Annotated in this window: 15 protein-coding genes and 1 pseudogene; 7 read left to right on the top strand and 9 right to left on the bottom strand. The window is 66.4% G+C overall.

Translation table 11 applies throughout. The features are described 5' to 3' along the window. Positions 1 to 682 (top strand): annotated as a pseudogene (locus tag ACE37J_RS21930) (integrase core domain-containing protein); the annotation flags it as partial. A gap of 86 nt (positions 683 to 768) precedes the next feature. On the opposite strand, the gene ACE37J_RS21935 reads toward ACE37J_RS21930, so the two are convergent. The 4 genes from ACE37J_RS21935 to ACE37J_RS21950 all read right to left on the bottom strand — a co-directional run bounded on the left by ACE37J_RS21935 (position 769) and on the right by ACE37J_RS21950 (position 4185). Next, a complete protein-coding gene (locus tag ACE37J_RS21935) occupies positions 769 to 1530 on the bottom strand; it encodes a hypothetical protein (protein ID WP_409716072.1) in 762 nt (253 codons plus the stop codon). Then, a complete protein-coding gene (locus ACE37J_RS21940) occupies positions 1527 to 2696 on the bottom strand; it encodes a tyrosine-type recombinase/integrase (RefSeq protein WP_409716075.1) in 1170 nt (389 codons plus the stop codon). The genes ACE37J_RS21935 and ACE37J_RS21940 overlap by 4 nt, the downstream gene beginning before the upstream one ends. A gap of 394 nt (positions 2697 to 3090) precedes the next feature. After that, positions 3091 to 3807, bottom strand: coding sequence for a response regulator transcription factor CtrA (gene ctrA / locus ACE37J_RS21945; protein ID WP_409716077.1), 717 nt, complete (start codon positions 3805 to 3807; stop codon positions 3091 to 3093). Positions 3808 to 3903: 96 nt separating this feature from the next. Continuing rightward, positions 3904 to 4185, bottom strand: coding sequence for a DUF1153 domain-containing protein (locus ACE37J_RS21950; protein WP_409716080.1), 282 nt, complete (start codon positions 4183 to 4185; stop codon positions 3904 to 3906). A gap of 112 nt (positions 4186 to 4297) precedes the next feature. On the opposite strand from ACE37J_RS21950, the gene mnmA reads away from it, so the two are divergent. Then, positions 4298 to 5440: a tRNA 2-thiouridine(34) synthase MnmA gene (mnmA, locus tag ACE37J_RS21955; protein ID WP_409716083.1), complete on the top strand. Its 1143-nt coding sequence runs from the start codon at positions 4298 to 4300 to the stop codon at positions 5438 to 5440. A 470-nt stretch (positions 5441 to 5910) separates the two neighbouring features. Here mnmA and ACE37J_RS21960 read toward each other — a convergent pair whose 3' ends face one another. Continuing rightward, entirely contained in the window at positions 5911 to 6453 is a 543-nt protein-coding gene (locus ACE37J_RS21960) for a glutathione peroxidase (protein ID WP_409716086.1), read from the bottom strand. Between the two features lie 113 nt (positions 6454 to 6566). On the opposite strand from ACE37J_RS21960, the gene ACE37J_RS21965 reads away from it, so the two are divergent. From ACE37J_RS21965 to ACE37J_RS21975, 3 genes are all read left to right on the top strand, one after another. Beyond that, a complete protein-coding gene (locus ACE37J_RS21965; protein ID WP_409716089.1) occupies positions 6567 to 7958 on the top strand; it encodes a M20/M25/M40 family metallo-hydrolase in 1392 nt (463 codons plus the stop codon). A 281-nt stretch (positions 7959 to 8239) separates the two neighbouring features. Continuing rightward, positions 8240 to 8596: a BrnA antitoxin family protein gene (locus ACE37J_RS21970; protein ID WP_409716092.1), complete on the top strand. Its 357-nt coding sequence runs from the start codon at positions 8240 to 8242 to the stop codon at positions 8594 to 8596. 312 nt (positions 8597 to 8908) lie between these two features. Beyond that, positions 8909 to 9811: a hypothetical protein gene (locus ACE37J_RS21975; protein WP_409716095.1), complete on the top strand. Its 903-nt coding sequence runs from the start codon at positions 8909 to 8911 to the stop codon at positions 9809 to 9811. A gap of 384 nt (positions 9812 to 10195) precedes the next feature. Here ACE37J_RS21975 and ACE37J_RS21980 read toward each other — a convergent pair whose 3' ends face one another. Next, positions 10196 to 13846: a vitamin B12-dependent ribonucleotide reductase gene (locus tag ACE37J_RS21980; protein ID WP_409716098.1), complete on the bottom strand. Its 3651-nt coding sequence runs from the start codon at positions 13844 to 13846 to the stop codon at positions 10196 to 10198. A gap of 370 nt (positions 13847 to 14216) precedes the next feature. After that, complete coding sequence (locus tag ACE37J_RS21985) at positions 14217 to 15284, bottom strand: phosphodiesterase (protein ID WP_409716202.1); 1068 nt, start codon at positions 15282 to 15284, stop codon at positions 14217 to 14219. Here ACE37J_RS21985 and ACE37J_RS21990 point away from each other — a divergent pair. Both ACE37J_RS21990 and ACE37J_RS21995 read left to right on the top strand, forming a co-directional pair. After that, positions 15283 to 16437: an aromatic ring-hydroxylating oxygenase subunit alpha gene (locus tag ACE37J_RS21990; RefSeq protein WP_409716101.1), complete on the top strand. Its 1155-nt coding sequence runs from the start codon at positions 15283 to 15285 to the stop codon at positions 16435 to 16437. The genes ACE37J_RS21985 and ACE37J_RS21990 overlap by 2 nt on opposite strands. A gap of 1 nt (position 16438) precedes the next feature. Then, positions 16439 to 16657 carry a hypothetical protein gene (locus tag ACE37J_RS21995; protein ID WP_409716104.1) on the top strand — a complete coding sequence of 73 codons (219 nt, stop codon included), beginning with the start codon at positions 16439 to 16441 and terminating at the stop codon, positions 16655 to 16657. A 35-nt stretch (positions 16658 to 16692) separates the two neighbouring features. Here ACE37J_RS21995 and ACE37J_RS22000 read toward each other — a convergent pair whose 3' ends face one another. Together ACE37J_RS22000 and ACE37J_RS22005 are read right to left on the bottom strand one after the other, a co-directional pair. After that, positions 16693 to 17082 (bottom strand): response regulator, encoded by a 390-nt coding sequence (locus ACE37J_RS22000; protein ID WP_409716107.1) that lies wholly within the window; start codon positions 17080 to 17082, stop codon positions 16693 to 16695. 33 nt (positions 17083 to 17115) lie between these two features. Next, the gene (locus ACE37J_RS22005; RefSeq protein ID WP_409716110.1) at positions 17116 to 18729 is read right to left on the bottom strand and encodes an ATP-binding protein; all 1614 of its coding nucleotides are present in this window, start codon (positions 18727 to 18729) and stop codon (positions 17116 to 17118) included. Positions 18730 to 18818 lie beyond the last annotated feature (89 nt).

The following is an 18818-nucleotide window of genomic DNA, read 5'->3' on the forward strand; positions in this document are numbered from 1 at the left end:
GTTGGCGCCCGGGCGCCGATCCTCGTCGAGGCGAAGCCGAACGCGCGCCCCCTCTCGGCAGATTTGGCTTCGCCAAATCGCCTGCCGGGCAATGGGATCGCTGGACTTCGCGCATGACCAGTTCGCCTGCGGGCGGCGGTTCCGCGTGCTGAACATCGTCGACGACGTGACGCGCGAGTGCCTGGCCGCGATCCCGGACACGTCGATCTCCGGTCGTCGGGTGGCGCGTGAACTGACCGATCTGATCAGCCTTCGCGGCAAGCCGGACATGATCGTCTCGGATCACGATGAGGGCCATCGCCCGAATGAGTTAACGTCCAACGCCATCCTCGCCTGGTCGAAGGATCATCGCGTCGAATGGCGTTGCATCGCGCCAGGAAATCCGATGCAGAACGGCTATGTCGAGTCCTTCAACGGCCGGATGCGCGACGAGCTTCTGAACGAGAGCCTGTTCTTCGGCCTCGACCATGCCCGCAGCGCCATCGCCGAATGGAGAGAGGATTTCAACACCGCGAGGCCCCATTCCTCACTCGGTTACCAGACCCCGGCGGCCTTCGCCGGAGCCCTCGCCGCAACCGCCTCCGACGCTTCGCTCGATAAGGGCTTCGCGTCTCCGGCGGTTGCTCAACCCGCGCCCTACGGCGTAACAGAAAAGGCCAAGGCTCCAATCGCCGCTGGATGAAAGTTCAGTGGCAGGTCAAGTCTCGCGCATGATTGATGATGCGTGAGACGTAGCGGCCAAGAGAGGGACAGTGGCCGGCGCTGTCCCTACTTCTTCGACTTCCTATATCGGGACCAAGCGCGTCGGTTTGCTTCGGCGCTAGCGCCGCGGCCGGCATTGAACGCGAGCCTCGCAGAGTTCGCTATCGAATGACCAGAATCAACCAACTCTTCCATTTTGTTGAGAATTTCCGATCGTTCGGCTGCAAAAGCCCTTTGGCGCGCCTGTCCACCCGAGCTTGCGCTTTCGACACTTTTTTTGCCCCGCAGAGCATCCAATTCATGGTCGATCTTTAGCTGAAGCATCGAATATAGCTGTCCGAATGCGAAATCATCGTATTCGAGAAAATATGCTGAAAGACACGCAGATGCTAGCCATTCTCTTGAAAATATTTCACAGAAATGAGTTGTATAAATCAGAGCTAGCCATGCATCTTCGTTTTTTATAATATTATCTAATTCTTCATATTCTGGAGCAATTTCGTATTCGTAAATAACTTCTAAGGCGAGCGCCACATTCGATGGCATTAAATTCCCATCTCTATCTATCACATTTGCTTCGTATAATACATCTTTGCAACGAAATATTGCTATATATAACTCACCAAAACCCATGATCTTATAGTCATGACCATAAGGGTGAATGTTTTGCGCGATCTTAGAACTCCGCGCCTCCTCGATGCTTTCATAAACCAAATTGAGCGTGCCTATTAGTATTCCTTTCCTCACTTTCACCACCTTAAGCGCCGTCCCGTCCGGCAATGGGATCGGGAATACGACCTCGCTGTGTAGCTTGAGAGGCTCTGTCATCGTTGCTTGCTCTCCCCAGCTCCTCTTGCTCCGGTGGCATACCGCCCCCAGGCGTCCATCAACGCCCGCCGCCTCTCGAAAAGATCGCTTCGAGCATAAGCCCGCTCCACCGCGTCGCCGGTGGCGTGAGCGAGCGCCGCCTCCGCCACTTCGCGCGGGGCCTTGGCGCTTTCGCTGCACCAGTCGCGGAAAGTGCTGCGGAAGCCGTGCGTCGTGAAGCCTTCGCGCCCCATCCGCTTGAAAAGTGCGCTGAATACGTTGACCGACTGCACCTTGGCCTTGCCACGCGCCGCTTCTTGCACAGAGGGGAAGATCAGGTCTTCGTCCAGCCCCTTCACCGCCTCCAGCGCCGTCAGCGCGGGCTTGGAGAGGGGGACGCGATGGGGAAGGCCGCGTTTCATCCGCTCGCCCGGAACGGTCCAGACGCCATCCTTGATCTCGCACCACCGTGCGCCTCGCACCTCCGCGGAACGAAGCCCGGTGAGGATCAGGAATTCGAGCGTCCGCGCCGAAACCCCGTCCCGTTCCCGCAGCTCCGCCATAAAGGCTGGAAGGTCGCGCCAGTCCATCGCCGCGCGATGCTCCGCCCGCGTCTTCACTTGCGGGAGCGCCTTCTTCAGCCCGTTGACCGGGTTCTCGTCCGGATACTGGCCGGCCCCCTTCGCCCAATCGAATACGGAGGCGATGCGCTGCTTCAAGCGCCGCGCCGTCTCATGCGTCTCAGTCCAGAGCGGGGTCAGCACCTTCAGCACATCCGCCGGGCCGAGCGTATGGATCGGGCGCGCGCCGATGATCGGGAAGACGTGGTTCTCCATCGAGGCGAGCCAGTTCTCCCCGGTCTTCGCGTTCCGGAAGGTCGGCAGGAGGTTGGCGTGAACGCGCTTCGCCGCGGCTTCGAAGGTCAGGCTTTCGCGCTTCCGGACCGTATCCGGGTCGCCGCCCTGCCGCGCCACCTTGCGTAATGCCTGCGCCGCCTCCCGCGCTTCCGCCAGCGGGATGAGTGAGGCGGAGCCGATCCCGAGTTCCCGGCGCTTGCCGTGGACCATCGTGCGGAGAATCCATGAGCGCGCATCCCCGCTTCCAACGCAGAGATACAGCCCGCCGCCGTCGCCATACATGCCAGGGGATTCTAGCGCCCGGACCTTCGCCGCGGTCAGCTTCGTCACACCCCTCTCCTTCCCGCCATTTTTCCCACCAGCCCTTCCCGCCATTTTTCCCGCCATCGAGGATGGGATCGGATGAGACGGATTGCAATGGGTTGAATCAGCGGTTCCACAAATCTCTATGAATCAATTAGCTTTCTGAGTTCGCATGAGATTGGCTGAAGTGGAGATTTGGCGGACCTACGGGATACCAGCGGCTTCCGGCGCGCCAGGGCGCTGAGCGGAAGGCGCACGCGGTCTTCTCTTTTCTTTCGACGTGACGAGCGGGCGCCCGGTCGTCGTTGCCGCGACCGGGGCCGTTCGAAGGTCGGTCAGGTACGGCGCGACAGGGCGGGCGAGCCGGGAGCGCGCCCGCTCCCGGTCATGCGCCGGCGCCCGGCGCCCCCGTCCGGCGCGATCAGGCCATCGCGGCGGCGCGGGTCGCCGGGGAGTGGACGGGCGCCGGGTCGCGCAGGACGTAGCCGCGGCCCCAGACCGTCTCGATGTAATTGTCGCCGCCCGTCGCCGCGGAGAGCTTCTTGCGGAGCTTGCAGATGAAGACGTCGATGATCTTCAGCTCCGGCTCGTCCATACCGCCGTAGAGATGGTTGAGGAACATCTCCTTCGTCAGCGTCGTGCCCTTGCGGAGGCTGAGAAGCTCCAGCATCTGGTATTCCTTGCCGGTGAGGTGCACGGGCGAACCGCCGACCTCGACCGTCTTCGCGTCCAGGTTGACCGCGACCTTGCCGGTCGAGATCACGGACTGCGCATGGCCCTTCGAGCGGCGGACGATGGCGTGGATGCGGGCCACCAGCTCGTCCCGGTTGAAGGGCTTCGTCATGTAGTCGTCCGCGCCGAAGCCGAAGCCGCGCAGCTTGTCGTCCGTCTCGGAAAGGCCGGAAAGGATGAGAATCGGGGTCTCCACCTTCGCGACGCGAAGGGATTTCAGCACTTCGTAGCCCGACATGTCAGGCAGATTGATGTCGAGAAGAATCAGGTCGTAGTCGTAGAGCTTGGCCAGCTCGATGCCGTCTTCCCCCTGGTCCGTCGCGAAAACGTTCAGATTCGCCTTCGACAGCATCATTTCAATGCTGCGGGAGGTCGAATGATCGTCCTCGATCAAAAGCACACGCATGTCGTTCATCCCTTCCGTGGAGCACCCGTTAAGATTGATGCCACGTTAGGGGAAAAAAGGTAAACGACGTGTTACCGCTGGTTAACCAGGAACGAATTACTCGCCATGCGTGTTGCGGAAATGCTTCAATTTGGTCACCAGCAGCGCGTTCGGCCCGTGCCGGGAAAGGGAGTCGCGCCACAGGTTGAGCTCCTCGAGGCTCAGGTCGTAGCGCCGCATCACCTCCGTCTCCGAGATGGCGCCGGCCTCGACGGCGGCGACGACGGCGGCCTTGCGGCTCGCGACCCAGCGGCGCGTGTCCGCGGGCGGCAGGTCCGCCCGCATCTGCTGCAGCTGTTTTTCGTCACGCCGCTCATGGAAAGGCACGATCTTCTGCATCTTGAAACGCTCCCACACACACAACGCAGAACCGAGGCGGATTATTCCCGTTCCCTCCTAACGTCTGGTGAACGGGGTTGAGGGGGCGTTGCGCCGGGGCTATCTGAGCGCGATGGACGGATCGGCCCCCCTCAACAGCCTCGGCCTCGCGAAGCCCGCGCGGGATACGCGCGTCGTCGTCGCGATGTCGGGCGGGGTGGATTCCTCCGTCGTCGCGGCGATGCTGGCGCGGGAGGGCTATGACGTCGTCGGCGTCACGCTCCAGCTCTATGACCATGGCGCGGCGCTGGCGAAGGCCGGCGCCTGCTGCGCCGGGCGGGACATCAGGGACGCGCGCCGCGTGGCGGAGGCGGAGGGCTTTCCGCATTACGTGCTCGACTACGAGAGCCGCTTCCGCGAGGCGGTGATGGAGGATTTCGCGGAGACCTACCTCGCGGGGGCGACGCCGATTCCCTGCGTGCGCTGCAACCAGAGCGTCAAGTTCCGGGACCTTCTGGCGGTGGCGCAGGATCTCGGGGCGGATTGCCTCGCCACCGGGCATTATGTGAGGCGGGCGGAGGCGGCGGACGGGCCGGCGCTCCTGCGCGCCGCCGATACGGCGCGGGACCAGAGCTATTTCCTCTTCGCGACGACGCGGGAGCAGCTCGGCTATCTCCGCTTCCCGCTCGGCGGCCTCGCCTCGAAGGCGGAGACGCGGGCGCTGGCGGCTTCATTCGGGCTTTCGGTGGCGGAGAAGCCGGACAGCCAGGACATCTGCTTCGTGCCCTCGGGCGGCTATGCGGCGGTGATAGAGAAGTTGCGGCCCGGCGCGGCGGAGCCGGGGGAGATCGTCCACGTGGACGGTCGCGCGCTGGGCGAGCATCCCGGAATCATCCATTACACGATCGGGCAGCGGCGCGGGCTCGGCCTCGGCGGGGGGGAGACGGGGGGCGAGCCGCTCTTCGTCGTGAAGCTGGAGCCGGAGACGCGGCGGGTGATCGTCGGCCCGCGGGAGGCGCTGGCGGTGCGGCGGGTCGCGCTCAGGGAGGTCAACTGGATCGGGCCGGGCGCGTTCTCCGATGCGCCCGCGGGCGGATGGGAGGCGGAGGCGAAGCTCCGCTCCGCCCGCGCGCCGGTTCCCTGCCGCGTGATTCCGGAAGCGGGCGGCGCGGCGCTGGAATTGCTCACGCCGGAGGAGGGCGTGGCGCCCGGGCAGGCGGCGGTGTTCTACGCCGGCGAGCGGGTGCTCGGCGGCGGGTGGATTTCGCGGGGCTGAGGGGGCGGGCGACGCCGGAGCGGCGCGCGGAGGGCCGCGGCCTCCCTCGGGGGGCCGCCTCGGAGCGATTGGGCCTGGCGGTTTATGGCGTCAGGAACTCCGACGGTTGCGCGTCTTGCGCCGTTGCGATGCGGCCTCCCATGCGGGAGGGAGGCCGCGGCCCGGGCTGGTCGCCCGGGCCAAGGGGCGAGCGTGAGCGCTGGGTCTCAGCCCGGCCGGGGCGTCGTCGTCGGCTCCCCCGGAACCTGGCCCGTGCGCTCAGCACGCGCCCGCCCCTGCGGGGGGGCGGGCGCTCTCCGCCGGATCAATGGGCTCGACCGGAGTTCGGGGCGGTCCGATAAAGTCCTGCAAACCGGGCGTCAGGGCGCCCGCCAAGGGGCGGTCGCGGCCCTGCTCTCGCCGCTCGGGCGACGGCCGCCCTCAGTCCGGCGACCAAACGGCGGTCTCTTTTCAGTCCGTTGGGCGGCGGCTCACGTCCCCGCCAGCGCGCCTTCCACAGCCCGCGTGATTTCGGGCGAGAGGGGTTTCGTCGTCGAGCCCCAGAAGCCGACGAGCCTTCCCTGCCCGTCGATCAGCGCCTTGTTGAAGTTCCAGCGCGGCTCCTTCCCGTGGGCGGCCTTGAGCCAGAGATAGAACGGATGCGCCTCCGGCCCGCGGACGCGGGTAATCTCCGTCATCGGCAGGGTGAGGCCGAAATTGACCTCGCAGAAATCCTTCACCTGTTCTTCGGACGCATATTCCTGGTTGAAATCGTCCGAAGGCACGGCGAGGACGGTGAGGCCCTTCGGCCCGTAGGCGTCCTGCAGTTTCTGAAGCCCCTCGTATTGGCCGGTGAAGCCGCACATGGAGGCGGTGTTGACGACGAGGACGGCCCCCTGAAGTTCCGAAAGCGCGATCTCCCCGCCCTCGATGGAGCGGAAGACAAACCCGCCGGCGGGCGGCTCGGCCGCCTCGGGGAGCGCGGGCGTGCCTGCGGCGAGGAGGGCGGCGGCGAGGCTGACGACGCGGAACATTCAGGGTCCTCCGAAATTCACCATGGTAACGTCGTTCGCGGCCAAAGGGTTTCAAGGGCCGGTGGACAGCGGCGCCGCGCCGCGGCAAGACTTCCCGCCTGAAGGAGAGCCCGATGACCGACCACCCCGCCCTGCCCCGCGTTCTCGCCCGGCTCGACGCCGATGCGGAGGCCGCGACCGCGCGGCTCTTCGACTTCCTGCGGATCGAGAGCATCTCCACCGATCCGGCCTACAAGGCGCCCTGCAAGGCGGCGGCGGAATGGCTGGCGGCGGAGCTGCGGGGGATCGGCTTCGACGCATCGGTGCGGGAGACGCCGGGGCATCCGATGGTCGTCGGCCATACGCCCGCTGGAACAGGGCCGCATCTCCTCTTTTACGGCCATTACGACGTGCAGCCGGTCGACCCGCTGAACCTCTGGACGGCGCCGCCCTTCGAGCCCGTCATCGCCAAAGGGCCGGGCGGGCCGGAGATTCGCGCCCGCGGGGCGGCGGACGACAAGGGGCAGCTCATGACCTTCGTCGAGGCCTGCCGCGCCTGGAAGGCGGAGACGGGCGGGCTGCCGGCCAATGTCACGTTCCTGTTCGAGGGGGAGGAGGAATCCGGCTCCCCCTCGCTCATCCCGTTCCTCGAGGCGAACCGGGAGGAGCTGAAGGCGGAGCTGGCGCTCGTCTGCGACACGGGGATGTGGAACGCGGAGACGCCGGCGATCTCCACCATGCTGCGGGGCATGGTGGGCGAGACGATCATCGTGAAGGCGGCGGACCGGGACCTGCATTCGGGCATGTACGGCGGGCCTGCGGCGAACCCGATCCGCGTGCTTTCGAAAATCCTCGCCTCGCTCCATGACGAGACGGGGCGGGTGACGCTGCCCGGCTTCTATGACGGGGTGGAGGAGACGCCGCCGGAGATTCTGGCGCAATGGCAGGCGCTCGGCTTCCGGCATGAGGACTTCCTCGGCGCGGTCGGGCTTTCGGAACCGGCGGGGGAGCGGGATTATTCGGCGCTCGAACAGATCTGGGCGCGGCCGACGCTGGAGTTCAACGGGATCGAGGGGGGTTATACCGGCGCCGGGTTCAAGACGGTGCTGCCGGCGGAAGCCTTCGTGAAGATTTCCTGCCGGCTGGTCGGGAAACAGGACCCGGAGGCGATCCGCGCGGCGCTCCGCGCCCGGTTCGAGGAGATGCTGCCGCCCGATTGCACGGTGGAGTTCGAGGGCAAGGCGGGCGGCTCGCCGGGGATCGTGATGCCGGTGGACGACCCGCGCTTCGCCGCGGCGCGGGACGCGCTTTCGGCGGAATGGCCGCGGGAGGCGATCTTCGGCGGCTGCGGCGGCTCGATCCCCATCGTCGGGCATTTCCAGGACATTCTGGGGATGAATTCGCTGCTGATCGGCTTCGGGCTCGACGACGACCGCATCCATTCGCCGAACGAGAAGTATTCGCTCACGAGCTTCCGCAAGGGGGCGCGGAGCTGGGCGCGGGTGCTGGGGGCGCTGGGGGGCTGAGAGGCAGCGCGCGTTGCGGGGAATCCGGGGAAATTCGGATTTTCCGGACCTGGCCTGACAAGCTGTTGATTACATACACGTTTTTACCCTCGGATCGTGTAAGAAACCGTATTACAAACGTATTACAAACGTATTGCAGCAGCCCGGCTTAGCGAAATCTCAACCCGGTTCGGGCAGCCTTCTCGTCGGGCCTGTCTACACCGGCCCTACCGTCATTATGCCGCGCAAAGGTGAACGCCGGGTTTACGCCCGGCATGCGGCGCCGCCAGAAGGAGGCCCGGATGCCCACGAAAGACGAGTTCAACAACGAACGGACGCTCAGGGAGGAGCGCTCCTATGTCGAGATGATCGGCACGCTGGCCGATCTACAGACATGGTACGATCAATACAGGCTCAAGACCGATGTCATTCCGGCGGAGTGGGATCGGATCGAGGCTGCGATTCCGGTTCGCCCGCCCCAGAAGGTTGTGAGCATCCGCCTCGACGAGGACGTCGCGAGGTGGTTCCGGGCCATGGGCCTCGGCCATCAGCGTCGGATGAACGCGGTGCTGCGGGCCTACATGCTCGCCACGATCAGCCGGGTGATCGAGAGCAAGAAGAACCTCGACTGGAAGGGCGACCCGATGCGGGGGCGGTGAGGGCGCGCGCTCCGGGCCTCCGTCCTCCCTTCCGCGGCGGCGCGAAAACGGGGGAGGGCGTCCACGGGCGCGAGAGCTGCGCGATCCCGTAGGGGGGCGCGGAGGCCGCAGCCTTCTTGACGCCGGAGGCCGCATTTCGAGGAGGCGTTTCGAATGCGCGCGTCAGGTCGAGGGCGGGCCCGACCCGGGTTTCGCGGTCGCCCCGCCGCGCCGCCATGCACGCTTCACGCGAGGCGCGATTCGTGTTAACCATTTCTTTAGTGTGAGTGTATTGCCAGCGCCCGTTCGGCGAAATCTGTTGGGGAGAAAACCATGAAATACGCAGTCCTCGCCGCATTCGCGGCGATTCCGCTCGCCATGGCCGCTCCGGCGCAGGCGGCGAGCTTCACCTTCGCGACCTTCACCTTTGACCAGGACGACACGCCGGACACGTTCGGCCTGCTCGGGAACGGGGCGACGATCGGCGGGGCGACGTTCTCGTCCAACCTTCCGAACTCGATTACCCGCTCGGTCGGCTTCAACTCGGTTTCGGGCAACGCCAATTCAGGATTCGTGGGCGAGCCGGGCTTCGACCCCTCGCTTTCTCTCGGAAGGCAGGCGAACGCGCAGGCGGGCGTGACGCAGTCGGACGGGTCGTCGTGCCTCTTCGCCTGCGCGCTCAACCTGCCCCGGAGCAATCTTGGCGAGAGCCGCCGGCACGGACTCGAGGTCACATGGTCCGGCGGACTCGTGCTGACGAATGGAGCCGGCGACGATTTCGTCGTGTTCGAGTCGGCTTCCAGCTCTACGGCGGATGAAGGCTACATGGTCCGGGTCGGCACGTCCGGGGGCGCATTCTCCGACTGGCGGTTCGAGGCCTTCGACGCGTTCGAGGCCTATACTGTCTCGCCGGGCACAACGGGCGAAGGCGCACACGCGACGGGGTTCGACCTCACGAGCTTCGGGCTCGGAATCAACGACACGATCAACGTTATCCAGATCGCCAATCTCATGCCCGCCGACACGCTGGGCTCCGGCGGCCTTGTCCTGTTCGATGGATCGGGCTCGGCGACAGGCTTCGCCTCGGGGGCGTTCGACCCCGACCCGCTCTATATCGGCGCGCTTTCCGCGGTGATTGATCCGAACTCGGCGGCCGTGCCGCTGCCGCCGGCGGGCTTTCTGCTGCTCGGCGCGCTCGGGGCGCTCGGCATCTTCCGCCGCCGCAAGGCGGGCTGAGAGGGCGACGCAAAGAGGCTCGAGTCGGCCGGACCCGGCCCGAGCGCCGAAAAGAAGGCCGCGGGCGCCCCTGGCTCGCGCCATGACACGGGGTTGCAAGGCTTTGTCGCCCCGTCCCGAACGCCATTCGAGCCGCTTCAACCCGCGGAGAGCGCCTGCCCCGCCGCAGGGGCGGGCGCCATGAAGCGAGGGGCGCCGGGCTTTGTCGGTTCGCCCTGAACGACGGTGGAGCCCCTTGAACCGGCGGAGAGCGCCCCCCGCCTCGCGCAAAAAAACGGCGCCCGATGGGGCGCCGCCTGGAGTGTTGTTGATTGTCAGGCTTCTTTTCTGCCCGGGTCTCGCCTGCGGCCTGTGCAGGCGGGGCGGGTCTCCCCGCCCCTTCTCTCAGCTGCAGCCCGTGGTGGAGCCGCAATTGTCGCATTTCAGGCAGGTGCCGTTCCGCACCAGCGTGAAGTTCCCGCACTCGCCGCACGGGTCCCCCTCGTAGCCCTTCATCCGCGCCTCGGCCCGGCGGCTCATCACCGCCTCGCCGGCGACGGCGACTTCGGTCACCGACATTGCGGAGGAGACCGCGGCGGCGGAGGCGGAGCCGGCGAAGCCGGTCTCGACCGGGGCGAGGCCGCCCGTCACCACGAAGAAATCCTTCGGCATCCGGCCGCGATGGTAGCCGTTGGAGGCGGCGACGCGGATCGCCTCGATCCGGGCCAGCGCCTCCTCCCCCGCCTCGGTGAAGTTGCGCTTGCCCTCCGCCTCGCCGCGGCCGATCTCGTCATAGCGGTGGCCGGTCGGCTCCACATGGGCGAGGTCGGTGCGGTCGAGATAGCTGATCGCCAGCTCGCGGAAGATGTAGTCGAGGATCGAGGTCGCGTTCTTGACGTTCTCGTGGCCGGTCACCAGCCCCGCCGGCTCGAACCGGGTGAAGGTGAAGGCCTCCACGAATTCCTCCAGCGGAACGCCGTATTGCAGGCCCATCGAGATCGCGATGGCGAAGTTGTTCATCATGGCGCGGAAGGCGGCGCCTTCCTTGTGCATGTCGATGAAGATCTCGCCGAGGCGGCCGTCATCGTATTCGCCGGTATGGAGATAGACCTTGTGGCCGCCGACCGTGGCCTTCTGCGTGTAGCTCTTCCGCCGGTCCGGCAGCCGCTCCCGCGCCCGCTTCGCGGCGACCTCGCGGATGACGACCTTCTCCACGATCCGCTCCGCCACGGCGGCGACCTGCGCCTGTACGGGCTCGTCCTCCATCTCCTCCTCGTCGATGAGGGCGGAGGCGAGCGGCTGGGAGAGCTTGGAGCCGTCGCGGTAGAGGGCGTTGGCCTTCACCCCCATCTCCCATGAGAGGAGATAGGCGGCCTTCACATCCTCCACCGTCGCGTCGTTCGGCATGTTGATGGTCTTGGAGATGGCGCCGGAGATGAAGCTCTGCGCCGCGGCCATCATGCGGATATGGCTCTCGACCGAGAGATAGCGCTTGCCGATCCGGCCGCAGGGATTGGCGCAGTCGAAGACGGAGACATGCGCGGGGTCGAGCCCCGGCGCGCCTTCGAGCGTCATGGTTCCGCAGACGAAGGCGTTGGCCTGCTCGATCTCCGCCTTCGTGAAGCCGATGGCGCGGAGAAGGTCGAAGCCGGGGGCCTCCATCTCCGCCTTCTTCAGCCCGAGCACGCGCTCGCAGAAATCGAGCCCGAGGGTCCACTGGTTGAAGACGAAGCGGATGTCGAAGGCGGCGGCGAGGTTTTCCTCGATCTTCGCGAGCGTCGCCGCGTCGAAGCCCTTCGCGGCGAGCGTGACGTGGTTGACGCCGGGGGCGTTCGCCAGCGTGCCGGCGCCGACGGCGTAGGCGACGATGGCCTCGACCGCGTTCTCGCCATAGCCGAGGGCGGCGAGGGCGGCGGGGACGGAGCGGTTGATGATCTTGAAATAGCCGCCGCCCGCGAGCTTCTTGAACTTCACCAGCGCGAAGTCCGGCTCGATCCCGGTCGTGTCGCAATCCATGACGAGGCCGATCGTGCCGGTGGGCGCGATCACGGTCGCCTGCGCGTTGCGGTAGCCGTGCTTTTCGCCGAGGGCCAAGGCCCTGTCCCACGCCGCGCGGGCCGCCTCGACAAGGCGGGGATCGGGGCAGGAGGCGTGATCGAGCGGGACGGGCTTCGTCGCCACGCCCTCATAGCCCTCCGCCTCGCCATAGGCGGCGCGGCGGTGGTTGCGGATCACGCGGAGCATGTGCTTCGCGTTCTTCTGGTAGCCGGGGAAGGCGCCGACTTCGGAGGCGATCTCGGCCGAGGTGGCGTAGCTCACGCCCGTCATCACCGCGGTGAGGGCGCCGCAGAGCGCACGACCCGCCTCCGAGTCGTAGCCGAGGCCGAGGGACATCAGGAGCCCGCCGATATTGGCGTAGCCGAGGCCGAGCGTGCGGAACTCGTAGGAGCGGCGCGCGATCTCCGGGCTCGGGAACTGCGCCATGAGGACGGAGATTTCGAGCGTCAGGGTCCAGATGCGGCAGGCATGCTCATAGCCCGCGATGTCGAATTCCGACCCTTTCAGGAAGGTCAGGAGGTTCATCGAGGCGAGGTTGCAGGCCGTGTCGTCGAGGAACATGTATTCCGAGCAGGGGTTCGAGCCCCGGATCGGCCCGTCCTCCGGGCAGGTGTGCCAGTCGTTCACCGTGTCATGATACTGCATGCCCGGATCGGCGCAGGCCCAGGCGGCGAGGGCCACCTGCTCCCAGAGATCCCGCGCCTTCACGCGCTTGGCGACCTTGCCGTCGGTGCGGCGAAGCAGCTCCCAGTCTTCATCGGCCTGCACGGCCTTGATGAAAGCGTCCGTCACGCGGACGGAATTGTTGGAGTTCTGGCCCGCGACGGTCATGTAGGCTTCGGAATCCCAGTCCGTGTCGTAGGTCGGGAATTCGATGCTCGCGAAGCCCTGCGCCGCGTATTGCAGCACGCGGTTCACGTAGGTGTCGGGGATCGCGACCTTGCGGGCGGCGCGGATCGCGGCCTTCAGGCCCTCGTTCTTCTTCGGATCGACGGCGTCGGCCATCGCGCCGTCCCAGGCGCGGATCGCGGCGAAGATGGCGTTCAGTTTCTCCTCGTGCATCTTCGAGCCGGCGACGAGGGAGGCGACCTTCTGCTCCTCCACCACCTTCCAGTTGATGAAGGCCTCGATATCCGGGTGATCCATGTCGCAGATCACCATCTTCGCCGCGCGGCGCGTGGTGCCGCCGGACTTGATGGCGCCGGCCGCCCGGTCCCCGATCTTCAGGAAGCCCATGAGGCCGGAGGACTTGCCGCCGCCGGAAAGCTTCTCGCCCTCGGCGCGGAGGGAGGAGAAGTTCGTGCCGGTGCCGGAGCCGTACTTGAAGAGCCGCGCCTCGCGGACCCAGAGGTCCATGATCCCGCCGTCGCCCACCAGATCGTCCTTCACCGACTGGATGAAGCAGGCATGGGGCTGCGGATGCTCATAGGCGCTTTCCGAGCGCACGAGCTTCCCGCTCTCGAAATCGACGTAGTAATGGCCCTGCCCCGGGCCGTCGATGCCATAGGCCCAGTGGAGGCCGGTGTTGAACCATTGCGGGGAGTTCGGCGCGCCCATCTGCTCGGCCAGCATGAAGCGCATCTCGTCGTAATAGGCCTCGGCGTCCGCCTCGGTGGAGAAATAGCCGCCCTTCCAGCCCCAATAGGCCCAGGCGCCGGCGAGACGGTCAAAGACCTGCCTTGCATCCGTCTCCCCGCCGAAGCGCGCCTCCTCGGGGAGCTTCTTCAGCGCCTTCTCGTCCGGCTCCGCGCGCTGGAGGAAGGCGGGCACGCCCTTTTCCTTCACCGGCTTCAGCGCGGCGGGGACGCCCGCCTTCCGGAAGTATTTCTGCGCCAGCACGTCGGCGGCGACCTGGCTCCACTTCGCCGGAACGTCCACATTCTCCAGCCTGAAGACGGTGGAGCCGTCCGGGTTGCGGATCTCGGAAGTCGCCTTGCGGAAGGCGATGGCGGCGTAGGGCGACTGCCCGGGCTTGGTGAATCGGCGCTCGATCTTCATCGCTCAAAGTCCCCTTCGGCCCGTTTTGGGCGCATATGTTCCCGTGCGCGCCGATGCATGCCGCCGCGCTCTTTTGGCCGGCGCGCCTGATGCGCCGGTTCTGTTCGTTGTTTGCCGCGCCGACGAGCCCACTAGATCAAGGGCGCCTTCGCCGCCGGGACCACCATTTGTTGTGTCAGGGGGGAGTCGGTCAACGAGTTTTTTCGACAGACTCGCTACAAATTGCGCTTGACGATCGTGTGAACACCATCCCTAGGGGAACGAACAGGGTACGCATGATTGAGATCAGGTTAACCGTGATCCGGAAGGGTTAACGGGGCGCTCCATCGGATTCGCCTGCGAACCTTTTCGCGGTTCGGTTCTGTCAGGCTCAGAAAAACGGGAGAGGCCCCCGAAACCTTCCCACAGGCACGAGATGGGTGACGAGCGCGTCGCCTCGCCACTGATGCAGAAGGAACGCCGGCGGCTCGACAAAGGAGGCCGGTTCGGCGTCCGGCGCCAGCCTGAGCGCTATCGCCGTCGTCGTGCTCGGAGCCGTCACCAGCACGGTGTTCGCGAAACGGGTCATCACGAACCGATGAACGTGCCCGCAGAGAACCCGCTCGACCTGAGGATGCGACGTCAGGATCGCCTCAAGTCGCGTCTCGCCACGGCAGTTGTAAGCGTCGATGCAGGCGATCCCGGTCTGGAAGGGAGGCTGATGCATCAGCACGAGCGTCGGCCGCGCCGGCTCCTCCCGGAGCCTCGCTTCGAGCCAGCCGCATGCCTCCTCGCTCGCCTCGCCGCCGTGCTCGCCGGGAATGGTGATATCGAGACCGAGGATGCGCACCGGACCATGATCTCCCGCGGCGAAGTGCAACGGCCCCGTCGCCGGAAGGTAGCCACGGCCCGCGAAAGCCGCCCTGAACGCCTCTCGTTCATCGTGATTGCCGGGCAGCATGAGGACGGGCCGCCGGATTGCCGCCAGAGCCGACCGGGCATGCTCATACTCCGCCGGCGCGCCGTGATCCACGATGTCGCCCGTCACGATCACAAGGTCGGGCGCCGGATCAAGCGCGTTCACGTGGCTGACCGCGGCGTCGAACATGGCGTTGGAATCCACCAGACCCTGGTAGAGTTCCCCGGTCGGGCGTAGGTGCGGGTCCGACAGATGGGCGATCAGCAAAGCGGCGGCCTCGAACGATGTGGGGCTCCTCCCTAGCCTCGAATGATGATCGCGGGATAGCCGGCCACGAAATTCTTCGCCCCCGGAAGGCCGGAAACAGAAACAACAGGACGCGATGCTGGCGGCGGCTCTGTTCGCGCGCAGCAGGCGGCCCCAGGCCGAGACTTCTCCGCCGCGAAGCGTCGATTCCCGCCGCCCCGCCGTCGCGATTCCGCGCGCGGGATGGCGCGGACGGGGCGAGAAGCGGGGATCGACCGACCGGAGAGCGCCCATGTTCGCCACGCCCCGCTTCGCCGCCGAACTTGACGCCGTGATGCAGCCCGTGGGCCGCGCGCGCGGGTTGCCGAACGCGCTCTATACGAGCCCGGAGGCGCTGGCGCTGGAGCGGGAGCGGCTCTTTCACTCCGGCTGGGCCTCCATCGGCTTCGGCGCCGACGTTCCGGAGCCGGGCGACGCGCTCCCGGTGGACTGGCTCGGCGCCCCGCTCCTGATGGTGCGGGACCGGGAGGGGCGCGTGCGCGTCTTCGAGAATGTGTGCCGCCACCGCGGCATGATCCTCGTGGAGGAGAAGCGGAATTTCGGCGGCGTGATCCGCTGCCCCTATCATTCCTGGTGCTACAGCCTCGACGGGCGGCTCCGCGCGACGCCGCATGTGGGCGGGCCGGGGATCAACGCGCACGAGAGCATCGACCCGGAAACCACGGGGCTGACGGAGATCCGCTCCGCCATGCTGCTCGACGTCGTGTTCGTGAACATGGACGGCGCGGCGCCGGATTTCGCGGTCTGGTCGGCGGGATTGCGGGCCCAGATCGGGGACTTCGCGGGGCGGGAAATCTTCCATGGCGGGGCGGAAAGCGGCTTTTCCTTCGACCTGAACACCAACTGGAAGCTGGTGCTGGAGAACAATGCGGAGAGCTATCACCTGCCCTGGGTGCATCCCGGCCTTTCCGCCTATTCGCGGCTGGAGGATCATTATCACCTGGAGGAGCGGGGCGGCTATTCCGGGCAGGGCACGCTCGTCTATGCGCCGGATTACGGGCCGGTTCCGTTCCCGGATTTCGAGGGATTGCCGGAGCGCTGGGGGACGGCGGCGGAATATCCCTGCTTCTATCCCAACACCTTCTTCGCCGTGCATCGCGACCATGTCTGGGCCGCGCATCTGAAGCCGCTGGCGCATGACCGGACCGTCGAGCGGATCGAGATCTACTACGCCACCGAGGAGGCGGCGAAGGGCGAGCGGTTCCGCGCGATGCGGGCGGAGAATGCGGAGCGGTGGAAGTCCGTCCTCGCGGAGGACGTGTTCGTGACGGAGGGGATGCAGAGGGGGCGCGGGGCGGCGGGCTTCGCGGGCGGCGTCTTCTCCCCCGTCATGGACAGCCCGACCCACGCCTTCCACGCCTGGGCGGCTTCGCGGCTCGCCGGCTGAGGTGGAGAGAGCGGCGCTCGACGCGGAGCTCGTCCGGCTTCACGGGCGGGCGGAGGCGGCGCCGCGGCTTTCCGCGCTGCACGAGATCGCGGCGGAGGGCGCCGAGGCGGGGGCGCGGCGGTTTCACCTGACGCATGCCTGGGTCTTCGCGCTCGTGGCCGGGGAGGAGGCGCGGGCGGCGCGGCTGGAGGCGGCGTTGCGGGAGGCAGGGGGGCTTTGAACCTTCAGGCCGAAGGTGAAGAGCCCCATGCCGGATCAGACGAGATACCTCTCGACAACGGCCTTGAGCGCCTCCGGGTCGACCGGCTTCACGAGGAAGTCGTCGAACCCGGCCGCCTCGCACTCGGCGCGTTGCTCGCGCGTCGCGTTGGCGGTGACGGCGACGATCGGAATCCGCGCATTCGGCATTTCACGGCGGATCTTCCGCGCCGCCTCGACCCCGTCCATCTTCGGCATGCTGATGTCCATCAGGATCAGCTTCGGATGATCGATCGTCGCCCGCTCTGCCGCCTCCACGCCGTTGGCGGCGGTCACGACCACGCAGGCGAACGCTTCAAGAAGCGTCTGCATGACGAAGAGATTGGTGGGGTCGTCCTCGGCGACGAGGACGTCGGCATGGGCGCCGGCGTCAGCCATTGCGGTCATCTTGTTGTCTCCCTGTATCCAGTTTGCACATGCTCAGGCGGCCTTCGAGAGTTCAGCGCGAACCAGTTCGAGCCGCACCGCGACCCGGAACAGCGAGCCGCCGAAGGGGGCGCTTTCGACCTCGATCCGGCCTCCCATCATGTCGACCAGCGATTTCGAGATCGAAAGCCCGAGCCCGGAGCCGCCCTTGCGGCGAGACTTGCTCGCATCGACCTGCGCGAAACGCTCGAAGATCAAGGTTCGATGCTCCGGCGCGATGCCGGGGCCGGTGTCCATGACCGTCAGAGACAGGTTCGCCTCGTCGCGCCGCACCTCGCAGTCCAGCGCGATGGCGACGTGACCTTCGTCCGTGAACTTGACGGCGTTGCTGATCAGATTGGTCAGGACCTGCCTGAGCGCCTGACCATCTCCCAGCACCACCACGCCCGGCCCGACATTCGACTCGAACTTGTACTCGAGCGCCTTGGCCTCCGCCGAGCCGCGCAGAAGGTCGACGACGCTGGAAACCGTTTCATGCAGGTCGAACGGCGCCAGCATCAGGCTCGCAGTGCCCGACTCGATGCGCGAGACGTCGATCAGGTCCTCGATGATGCGCATCTGGGCGGCGCCGGAATCAGCGATCAGTTTGACCATGTGCTGCTGCTTGTCGTTCAGCGGCGTGGTCTTCATGATGGCCGCGACGCCGATGATGCCGTTCATAGGCGTACGCAATTCGTGGCTGATATTGGCGAGAAACTCGGTCTTCGCCTTGTCCGCCGCCTGCGCGGCTGAAAGCGCGCGTTCGAGCCTGCGCGCGGAGCCCGTGATGACGGAACGCGCGATCAGCAGCACGGCGGCCAGCGCCATCATCGTCAGGAGAAGCGGAGCGGCGAGCCTCTTGAGCAGGGATGTCCCCGGCGCGGGCTGCGGCCAGACCAGATAGGCCACGGGCTCGCCCGACAAACCGGTCAGCGCGATCCGGTCTTCCCCCTCCTGCGGCGTATCGACGAGGCGCAGCGTGTCGACGAAGGTCGAGGCCATGAACTCGCCCATGAGGTCGGCGTCGAGCCTCCGGCCGAAGATATGCGACGGCGGATCGGACTGCAGCGGGCGGGACTTGACCCCCGTCTTGTTGATCCAGGTCGTCGCGAGATACCAGAGCTCTCCGTTCAGGCGAGCGAAGCCTCCAACCTGGCCAGGGCTCTCCGCGGGGCGCGCCTCGAGAGCGGCGCGAAGCGCGGCTTGCAGATCGGGCGGAACGAGCCCCTCCATAGGCTCCTCGCCGCTGTCTTCGATCCACCCGAAGGGCTCGGCGCCGCCGCCGGGCGCCACGACGTTGAGGTCCATGCCCTCCAGCGTCGGCACGCTGACCCCGGAATTCTCGTAGAGCCAGCGCTTGTCATCTTCGGAGATCGCAGCGAGCAGCTCGGTCCAGTTGGAATAGTCCTCTACCAGTAGCTCCAGCTCGTTCCTCACGCTGTTGACCTCGGAAGCGATCATGACGCGGGTTCGCTCCGCGCCGAGCCGGTTCTGCTCGCTCGTCATGAAAACCACGGCGCCGCCGACGACGACGGACGTGGCGACGAGCGAGGCGATCATGGTCACCGAGATGACCCTCGACAGCGCGACGTTGGACAGTCGGGCCTTCTTGCCTGGTGCTTCGCTCATGCGATGAGGTCCTCGCCAACCTGTGAATTGCCGTCATCCATGCGCTTCAGATGCTAACGATCGGTATCCGGGACTGCGGCGCTCGCAAG

It is taken from the genome of Pikeienuella sp. (genome assembly GCF_046290545.1).
Taxonomy (GTDB): Bacteria; Pseudomonadota; Alphaproteobacteria; order Rhodobacterales; family Rhodobacteraceae; genus Pikeienuella.